The sequence below is a fragment of the Ileibacterium valens genome, from assembly GCF_001945525.1.
GTDB classification, from domain to species: Bacteria; Bacillota_I; Bacilli_A; order Erysipelotrichales; family Erysipelotrichaceae; genus Ileibacterium; species Ileibacterium valens.
Window position 1 is genome coordinate 1 of the sequence record NZ_MPJW01000058.1, and the last position, 9,128, is coordinate 9,128.

A 9,128-nucleotide genomic window follows, 5' to 3' on the forward strand; every position below is an offset into this window, starting at 1 on the left:
AGCCGATGACCTTTCTGTGGGGCTGGTTCTGGTGGGTGTATCGATACAGCTGTTCTTCTGAATAATACCGGGTCCCTTTTGGAGAAACAGCGGCTGGCTTGAGTATTCCGTTTTTGTCCATGTCCCGGAGCTGCTGTACAGAAACACCAAGTTCTTTGGCGAATTCTCCAATTTTCATCAATGCCATGGATACTGCCTCCACTATAATAATAATACCGTTTTCACAGGTGGAACACGAGATATTTTTAGAATGAACTACATACTATAAGATTACTTGAAACTGTTATGAGCCCAAAAAAGAGGGAAGATCTGACCATGGAAACAATAAAAAGTAGATTTTGCTGCAAACGTCCACTCCTACAAACACCAATTAAAAGCAAATTAGTCCCTGAACTTTTGAAGTTAATGATTTGGTTTATGATTGATCACTTGTGGTCCACTTCATCTTTTTTATTTTGGCTATCAGGATTCTTCATCTTATATGTTCCGATAATGATTGCTGAAGAAAATAAGAAAATTCCAGTTAACAATCCGTAATGATGAGGAAATAAATCATCCTGCCATAATAAATAATTCAATCCTAATATAAATATGACTGCCAGCCATGTGTGATTATCAAAAACCGCAAACAATTTCTTTAAGTATTTCAACATAAATAGATTAATTAAAAACAGTATGTAATTATGTTAGCAGACTACATATTAAATCGGAGTCTGGAACTAATGTTGAATGACATTGTTTTGGTCCACCTGCAGGTTTTGTAAAACGATTGTCTTTGGTGTTATTTATGGGATGAACTTCAATAATCAAAGGAATGCATAATTGTTGATGCGAAAACATCAACTCAGCAACAAAACCATAATTATTAAACATATTGGATTATTCTTTCGTTTTTTATATATAAAATTATAGGGATATTTCTTGATTAAAACGATAGATTTATTTCGAAATTCGAAAAATTTTAGAAAGAAAGATTCATGGAAGAAAAAAATAAAGTCTTAGGTTATCTTCTTCGAATGATTCGAAAGCAGTATTCGATTAGCTCTAAGCAGCTATCGAGTGAACTGTTTATTTCTCAAAGTACACTAAGTAAGATAGAAAATCAGTCTCAAATCGCGCCGATTGAACTTTTTAAAGATGCTTTTAGTATCTTGCAGGAAGATAATTCAGAAATCTTATTTGATTTATCCTTTGATCTGCAATCTGTGATGAGTCCTATATTTAAAACCTTGCCAGCATAGCAAAAGGCTTTTGCAAAAATCCAGATATCTGGATTGGCAAAAGCCTTTTCTTGTTCGTGTCCAAATGGATAAACTCTTCAGATAGATCAATCAGGTTTTACTTGGATTGTTCGATGAATTGGCAGAGTTTTTTCCTGTTATTAAATCAGACTGAATTTCAAAGGAAGCCATAAATACAGCTAAAGCAAGTAATACAGCCAATGCTCCATGGATAAAATCAGGTTCAAAGTAGTCTTTGATGAATAAGGCAAGAATCGAGATGCTCGCGATCAGACTGATCAGCAAGCATTTCTTCCATCCTTCATAGATTGGAAGAAATGAGCCTGTCTGTATTTTTTGTGATACAAGCCGAACAATCAAAGAACCGATAATTGAAATCAGGCAAAGAATAAAACCTATTTCAAAATGGTTCCATTGCCAGAACACTACAAACAGACGTCCATTCAGACAGATGCATCCGCAGGCCAGATAGTAACAAATTATCGCAAAGCGTTTTTCATCCATGAATTTCACCTCACAATTTTTCAGCCAGGTACAATCTAAATTCATAGACAATCAAAAATATCGAGAGATATGCCCTGATTATTTATTTTTAACCGAAAAGATCGAGAAATGAAAGCGAAAACATAGATTTTTTGAAAATTCATGAAGAATGATTCATCAATCTGCAGTTAAGACTATCAAATCTCTTCTGATTGGATTTCAGCGAATTCTTCTGCTCATATTTTAAGAAGTTCTTCAATCAGCTGATTTAGATGATTCCTTTCTTTGGATAAAAACTTAATCCAGTATGAAAACTGAAGATCAGCCTATTCTAATGGAATTAGATGGCATCCTGGTTTATTCCTTTTACTTTTTGAGCCAGAATTGAAGTCGTTGAAAAACATGAATTCTGTCAACCAGGTACTTAGATATAGAATATTCATTCGTATGAACTCGCAGGTATGGACTTGCTTTCAGAATTTTGTTGACGGAGTTCTGGTGAGTTCCCTGTAATGAAGAATTCAGATACTCATGTTCAGGAAGATCAACCAGTTTTAATGATGAAAAATTCGATAATGGATCTTCGGGATGAACCATCGGGAAACATTGGTCCTGCATATAGAAGATGGATTCTATACCTGAACTTTTTGATGGATTTTCCGAGATCAGCAGATCAACCGTTCCATTTTTCAGAAAATCCATCTCCAGATTCTCGGGAATTAAAAATCCATTGCAGTCGAATCCGGTTATTTGAAGTCTGCGAAGAATGATCCACATGATTCCTTCATCTAAAAAGCCAGGATGAAAAGGTTTGTTTTCCTGCCTGGCTTCTGATTCGAATTTTTCGCAGAGACTTAAAATCAGTTCAGCTTTTTCCAGAATTTTCTGGCCAACTGAATTAAGAGCTAATCGTTTGCCTTACGATCAAACAGCTTTACCTGCAGATCCGATTCGAACTGAGCATTGGCATAGCTGAAAGCAGGCTGGGAAATATGAAGCTGATTAGCAGCTCTGGTCAGTGAGCCATCCTGGTCACACAGACAAAACAGGAAAGTTGCGTATGATTTAGCAAGTAACTTCAGCATATCTGACAAAAATTCAGAATTGATTCATTTTCTGATTGGATTGAGTTCAAACCTTGATTCAGGAAGATCGGATTGGATATCCATGACTTTCAACCAAGCATCGACAGCCTGAAGACTGAGAATCTCTTATGGATTCATTCGGTATTATGAAGCTTTCTTATTCTCTGTCATTTTCCGTTAAAGGAATTAAGCTTTCCAAATCTGAAAACTCTGTATAAGATCCAGAAATCATAACTTATAAATTAACTGAAAATATAAGAGCTTTCATACATATTTACATTTATTTACAGAAACTATTTTCAAATTTTAAAATATGGGAAAATAATGGAATAGATTCTTTTTAGAATGGATTAACAATCTATGATTGAGAAAGGAAAAGGATATGAATGGAATCACTATGATGGTGATTGCAATTCTTTTTCTTGGAGCAGGATATCTGTTCTATGGAAAATGGCTTGCAAAAACCTGGGGAATTAACCCCAAAGATCCAACTCCAGCCTATACTCAGCAGGATGGAGTAGATTATGTACCGGCTGATACAAATGTTGTATTTGGTCATCAGTTTGCTTCAATTGCGGGAGCTGGTCCAATTAACGGTCCAATTCAGGCTGCAATTTTTGGCTGGGTTCCAGTTCTACTATGGATTCTGATCGGTGGTGTCTTCTTTGGAGCTGTTCAGGATTTCGCAAGTATGTATGCTTCTGTGAAATCGAAAGGCAAAGGGATCGGAACAATTATTGAGATGTATATAGGCAAAACGGGAAAGAAACTGTTTTTACTGTTTTGCTGGCTGTTCTGTATTCTGGTTATAGCGGCTTTTGCCGATATTGTCGCAGGGACCTTTAATGGTTACAGCGATACTGGAGCAACTGTTAAGGCCAATGGTGCTGTTGCTTCTACATCCATGATCTTTATTATCGAAGCTGTACTCCTTGGCATGATTCTTCGCTGGGCCAGACTGAATAAATGGATCAATACGGCCATTGCTGTTCTGATGTTAGTTGCCGCCGTCTGGATTGGCATGAACTTTCCATTTTATTTAACACAGACGACCTGGCATTACATTATTTTCATATATGTCTTTATTGCCTGTGTTGCACCGGTCTGGGCCTTGCTTCAGCCAAGAGACTATCTGAACTCCTACTTGCTGATCTTTATGATTGCTGGAGCGATTATCGGAGTATTTGTATCGAATCCTTCAATTAATCTTACTGCTTTTGCAGGTTTTGATGTCGATGGCCAGATGCTTTTCCCGATTCTTTTTGTCACCATCGCATGTGGAGCGGTCAGTGGATTCCATTCACTGGTCTCTTCAGGTACGGCCAGTAAGCAGATCAAGAATGAAAAGGATATGCTGCCTGTATCTTATGGTGCGATGATTATGGAAAGCATGCTTGCTGTCATCGCATTGATCTGCGTAGCCAGTTTTGCCGGTGGCGAAGCGGCAAGCATGGGATTGATCACCCAGCCTCAGATCTTTGCAGGCGCGATTGCAAACTTCCTTGCAACAATTGGTCTGCCATGGGATTTATCATTTACGTTGATTAACCTGGCTGTTAGTGCTTTCGCCCTGACTTCTCTGGATTCCGTAGCAAGAATCGGTCGTCTTTCGCTTCAGGAACTGTTTGCCGATGAACAGGCTGATCCAGCGATGCAAAGTCCATTGACTAAGCTGATGACAAATACTTATTTCTCAACTGCTTTGACTCTGGTTCTGGCAATTGTTCTGGCTCGAATCGGATATGCCCAGATCTGGCCTCTTTTTGGATCTGCCAATCAGCTGCTCTCAGTTCTTGCTCTGGTCGCCTGTGCTGTATTCTTAAAAAAGACAAAGCGCAAATCAAAAATGCTCTATATTCCAATGGTATTCATGATGGCAGTGACTTTTACTGCTTTGTCCATGACGATTATTGGTCTTGGCGGTCAGTTATTTGCCGGAACTCTGAGCCTTGGGCTTGGTTTACAGCTGGTCTTTGCGATTTTACTTCTTGCATTAGGAGTAGTGGTTGCTGTTCAGGGACTGCGTGCTCTGGCAGGTAAGGAACCTGTAAATCTGAAGACTGGCCCAATGAATCACTATGAAGAAGAAATTGATGCATTAGCAGAATAGAAATTTTGTGATCACAGAATTGATTTATCAAAAATGAAGCCGTAAAACTTAAAAAGTTCTCTTCACCTGATATGGATCATTCGATCCAGGTATTAGGAAGAGAACTTTTTTCTTTATGGTTAGGAAGGATTATGAGTTTATCAACAGTTGGAAACAGAGATATCCATGTATAAAGGATATAAAGGCAATTCTTTGACTTCGACTGATGTATTCAAAATTTACGACAAAAAAAGCGCCTGTTGGCGCCATAAAACAGAATATGCAGCTTTTTAACCTAATTAACCAAGCAGTACGGTTGAGTAGCTGTTTTTGATATCAGTAAATGTCTTTCTTTGTTCATCATTGAGGAGATTAAAATTCTGATCCCATTTATATACAAGATCGGAAATGTCTTAGGAACTCTCCATAAATTAGATCGCCTTTGAATCATCAATTGCTAAGCTTCCATCATTAATCGCCTGAGAGATACTCTGATAGGTAGTAGTCCAGTCACGAATGGTCTGCATATCCGGATCTAATTCACTGATGTCAGGAACGGTATGTTCTACTGGCTTTCCATCACATTCAGTGGTTCCGCTCATATTGGAATAAGTTTTATAAATATAGGCAACGCTGTCTTCCAGATATCCCTGATGAACGCTCCAAACATCTTCAAGATTATGACAGGTATAAATTAGTTTCAGATGTCCTGGCTTTCAGTCCACTTCCAAAATTGAAGGATCGATCCCATCGGCTTCAATCAGAGCGTTTTTGACATCACTGAGATACAAATCTACATCTTCCTTGCTTTCATGTTCAAAATCGATTTTCGAAGGCAGATACTCGATAAATTCCACTTTTGTAAACGGCTCCTGTTCTGAGGGCCAAAAATACGCATGTCTTCTTTGGTATCATCGCCTTGCCATGTATAGGCATAAATCGGTTGTTCAGATTCTTTGGCAGTTAGCTGCCTTGGACTCTGTTGTTTCGTCTTAATTGTTATCCAGATCCTGCAATGCAGAGCTGCCATAATCGGATTCAGGAATTTCCTGGTCGTTTGCAGACGGTGTCATTCCAGCACATCCTGCAAGAAACAAAAAGCAAAACAAAATGGTTAGAAACTTTTTCATGAACACCTCCTGAAATAGCCAGAGAATAAACTTAGGCCAGAATAAACTGAATTTTTCCACACTGTATTTGAAAATTCTCAGTCAGATGATTTTGCAATGATGAAATTTCAAATTTCACTGAATTCATTTTGAGAAAGATTCCATTGATTCAGTTTTGCGAGGATCAGGAAGAATTGAAGAATTATTGAACAACATCCGAACGTCTTTGGTTTACTGATTCAAGAAAGGACATTACCTGCTGGATTAAAAAAATAAAAGTTCTCTTTGAACTCTGGTTGATTATTCAATCAAAGAGTCAGAAAAGAGAACTTATTTTGCGAAAAAAATGGTGATTGGAATGAATCGTTTAAGAAAAATAGAAAAAGAACAAATCTATTTGACTAAAATCAGATATGACGGATGAAAATAAGGCGATATTTATAAAGATATAAATTGGTTACTTCATTCAACATCGGCTCGAATATGGTAAATCCATGGAGAATGAGTCAGTACTCTATCAAGCATACCAAGAACACTTTGTTCATGATCGCTGAACCATCTGACTTCATCATCCATGCGGCTGGTATCTGGATTATTGAGTTCACCATGACGGTCAAAGTCGAACAGCCAGTCAGAAAGATAAATGATTGGCTTTTCATTGCGTCCGTTTAGATAGTACATATAGAGTCCATTTTCTTCATCCGACGTATTTGTGAGCGGCATTGCAGATAATGATTGGGTATACGGACGATCGCTGGTCTGCTCAACCTGAATACTGATCGGTCGATCACCAAGTAAGTGATATAAAGATGTATATAAACCAGTCAGTTCGCTGGAACTGAATGGGATTTCAGTTGATTCTTCATCAATTACATCGATATGTGCAGTTGTACAACCAGGTTGCTTTTCTTCTTCAGAGATGACAAAAACGGTATTATTCTTGTCTTTAAAAGCATATTGTGTCATTAAATTCTCCTTCTTTTGTCAGTTATGGACAAATTTCTTTACTCTCTAAGCACTCATCCTGACCAAGATTATTGGCATCTTACTGATTAGGAGTACAGGATGATTGCTGCTTGAAACCATTATAACAAAGTCGCATCAGTCAAATCGAAGAATGGACAGATGAAGGCCGGGGAATGAATGGAATATTAAAAGCATCGTTTGGTTCATGTCTTTTTTCTTTTGATTGATCAAAAATGGAAAAAGGCCAGACCAACGTTCAGGAAGATGAAAAAACTCTAAATATTTGAATTGTTGCTTTTACAGGTATGAAAACGAGGATCAATGGTATGGTTCAGATATGAAACACAACAATCATGAGAATTCACAAATTATAAAAATTGGTCCTGATTCTTTAGAAGAACTGCCTGATCTAATTCAAGGATGTGCTCATAAGGCACTGCTGGTCCATGGTCACAGACCTGTGGAAGATGGTCTTCTGACAAAAGTGCGTATTTTACTGAATAAGGAACAGGTTCCATATGCCAATATGGGACAGATTCTCCCTAATCCTACATATAAATCTGTAAAACGGGGAATAAAGATTGCAAGAAAGGAAAATTGCGATGTCATCATCGCCTTAGGAGGCGGATCCACCTTACAATGCGCAAAAGGAATAGCCCTTGGTCTTCACTATAAAGGGGATGTCTGGGATTTCTGGACTGGAAAGAAGAAACCAAAGAAAACCTGTCCTATTGCTTCCGTTATGACGAATCCTTCTTCTGGTGCAGAACTTTCAACGTCCTGTACGCTGGTTAAAAAGGGAGAACGCAAAACGATTCATGATCCGTCTCTGAAATGTACTTTTGCTATTCTGGATCCGAAGCTTTCCATGTATCCGCTTTTTCCAACGATGAATCAGGCGTTTGGTCTTTTCATTCACCTGTTTTTTGCTGCACTCAAAACGGATGATGAAAAGCAGCTTGAAGAAGCCATCACATTAATAAAGGATCTGTTTCTCGCAGCAGACCAGCTGAAAATGAACCAGGATGATCTTGAAGCCCGTACGAGTCTCTTTAAGATCGGATATCAATCTCACACAAAACTGAATGTATCCAAATGTTCAATTGAATCCATCGCTTCCAACCTATCCTTTAAATATTCTCTGACTGAAGGAACAGCCGGTTCAATGTTATTTATTGCCTGGCTAAAAAGCCTGAATCAAAAACAGAAAGAAAGAAGCATAGAAATCGCCAAAGAAGTATTTTCTGCTGATATCAATCAGTTTGAACAGGCACTCAGCCTATTTAAAAAGCAGCTGCAATCAGTGGGACTTCCTTTGTCAATTCCAGAAAGCGGCCTGATAATCAGCGATGAAGAGCTCAAAAAGCATGCTGTTGATCAACAAACAAAAGAAATTCTTTTAAATTCAAACAAACCATAGAATTCAGAAGATTGCTAAAACAGAAGCAAGCAAAAATTGTTCGGTTTCTAAAAAAGTGGATGAATAGACTAAAAGACTATTGTCTGGCCTTACTGACAATTTGATATTTGAAAATTTGACTTTATCAAGATCCATGCAAAGAGCCATCTGACAGTTTACATTCTGACAGATGGCTCTTAATGGTTAGGCTTTGTATCATAGTTTAGATTGTTATGTCTGATCTGATCGTTATAATTTGGCAGGAAAAGTTGAAATGAAAACGATCGATTTGAAAACTGTAATTTTTTAAAGGCTTTGTCCGCAGGTTTGACACGCTGCCAGGACAGCTAACTGGTCAAAGTAAGAAAAAGCCTGTTCGATTTGAGCTTTTCTTTTTGCTTTTCTTTCCTTGTCTCTTTTCATCACCGTATGAAGCATACCCTGATAGTTGAATGTAGCAAAATCGATTGCTGGAATCATGCTGACTTTATCACCAAATTCAGCTTTCAGCTTCTTTTCAAGGTAGCTGATCTGAGGAGCCAGAAGAATCAGGTCCGCTTCTCTGGCTCTTTTTTTCAGATCCATCCAGGGCATGCCTTCTGCATGTATATTAATCATCAATTCTCTAGCTCGTATTGTATGAGAGTAATCAGAAACCAATGAGTCTCCAACAAGTGGTGTTTCATTGAACTAACCCCCATGGGGGTTAGTTCAATGAAATCGCCGCCTGACTCATGGCTGAGTTGCTCTCATTTT

The 9,128-nt window shown here is 38.1% G+C and carries 12 protein-coding genes; 3 read left to right on the forward strand and 9 right to left on the reverse strand.

Annotated elements, in window-relative coordinates:
• A partial coding sequence (locus tag BO222_RS01605) for a MerR family transcriptional regulator (protein WP_143356888.1) occupies positions 1-187 on the reverse strand: 187 nt, incomplete at its 3' end.
• Between the two features lie 790 nt (positions 188-977).
• Here BO222_RS01605 and BO222_RS01615 point away from each other — a divergent pair.
• Positions 978-1,241, forward strand: coding sequence for a helix-turn-helix domain-containing protein (locus tag BO222_RS01615; RefSeq protein ID WP_075817769.1), 264 nt, complete (start codon positions 978-980; stop codon positions 1,239-1,241).
• A 90-nt stretch (positions 1,242-1,331) separates the two neighbouring features.
• Here BO222_RS01615 and BO222_RS01620 read toward each other — a convergent pair whose 3' ends face one another.
• The 3 genes from BO222_RS01620 to BO222_RS01630 form a co-directional block, all read right to left on the reverse strand.
• Complete coding sequence (locus BO222_RS01620) at positions 1,332-1,745, reverse strand: hypothetical protein (protein ID WP_075817771.1); 414 nt, start codon at positions 1,743-1,745, stop codon at positions 1,332-1,334.
• 345 nt (positions 1,746-2,090) lie between these two features.
• Positions 2,091-2,501 carry a type 2 periplasmic-binding domain-containing protein gene (locus tag BO222_RS01625; RefSeq protein WP_075817773.1) on the reverse strand — a complete coding sequence of 137 codons (411 nt, stop codon included), beginning with the start codon at positions 2,499-2,501 and terminating at the stop codon, positions 2,091-2,093.
• 128 nt (positions 2,502-2,629) lie between these two features.
• Positions 2,630-2,809 (reverse strand): helix-turn-helix domain-containing protein, encoded by a 180-nt coding sequence (locus tag BO222_RS01630; protein ID WP_075817775.1) that lies wholly within the window; start codon positions 2,807-2,809, stop codon positions 2,630-2,632.
• A 382-nt stretch (positions 2,810-3,191) separates the two neighbouring features.
• Between BO222_RS01630 and BO222_RS01635 the strand changes: the two genes are divergently transcribed.
• Positions 3,192-4,919, forward strand: a complete 1,728-nt coding sequence (locus BO222_RS01635; protein WP_083647623.1) for a carbon starvation CstA family protein — start codon at positions 3,192-3,194, stop codon at positions 4,917-4,919.
• Between the two features lie 410 nt (positions 4,920-5,329).
• On the opposite strand, the gene BO222_RS13595 is transcribed toward BO222_RS01635, so the two are convergent.
• From BO222_RS13595 to BO222_RS01640, 4 genes are all read right to left on the reverse strand, one after another.
• A complete protein-coding gene (locus BO222_RS13595) occupies positions 5,330-5,500 on the reverse strand; it encodes a hypothetical protein (RefSeq protein WP_158024534.1) in 171 nt (56 codons plus the stop codon).
• A 114-nt stretch (positions 5,501-5,614) separates the two neighbouring features.
• Positions 5,615-5,755 carry a hypothetical protein gene (locus tag BO222_RS13600; protein ID WP_158024535.1) on the reverse strand — a complete coding sequence of 47 codons (141 nt, stop codon included), beginning with the start codon at positions 5,753-5,755 and terminating at the stop codon, positions 5,615-5,617.
• 135 nt (positions 5,756-5,890) lie between these two features.
• Positions 5,891-6,028: a hypothetical protein gene (locus BO222_RS13605; protein ID WP_158024536.1), complete on the reverse strand. Its 138-nt coding sequence runs from the start codon at positions 6,026-6,028 to the stop codon at positions 5,891-5,893.
• Between the two features lie 441 nt (positions 6,029-6,469).
• A complete protein-coding gene (locus BO222_RS01640; RefSeq protein ID WP_075817777.1) occupies positions 6,470-6,973 on the reverse strand; it encodes a hypothetical protein in 504 nt (167 codons plus the stop codon).
• Between the two features lie 337 nt (positions 6,974-7,310).
• On the opposite strand from BO222_RS01640, the gene BO222_RS01645 reads away from it, so the two are divergent.
• Positions 7,311-8,393, forward strand: a complete 1,083-nt coding sequence (locus BO222_RS01645) for an iron-containing alcohol dehydrogenase (protein ID WP_075817779.1) — start codon at positions 7,311-7,313, stop codon at positions 8,391-8,393.
• Between the two features lie 285 nt (positions 8,394-8,678).
• On the opposite strand, the gene BO222_RS01650 is transcribed toward BO222_RS01645, so the two are convergent.
• A complete protein-coding gene (locus BO222_RS01650; protein ID WP_075857278.1) occupies positions 8,679-8,957 on the reverse strand; it encodes a PTS sugar transporter subunit IIB in 279 nt (92 codons plus the stop codon).
• Positions 8,958-9,128 lie beyond the last annotated feature (171 nt).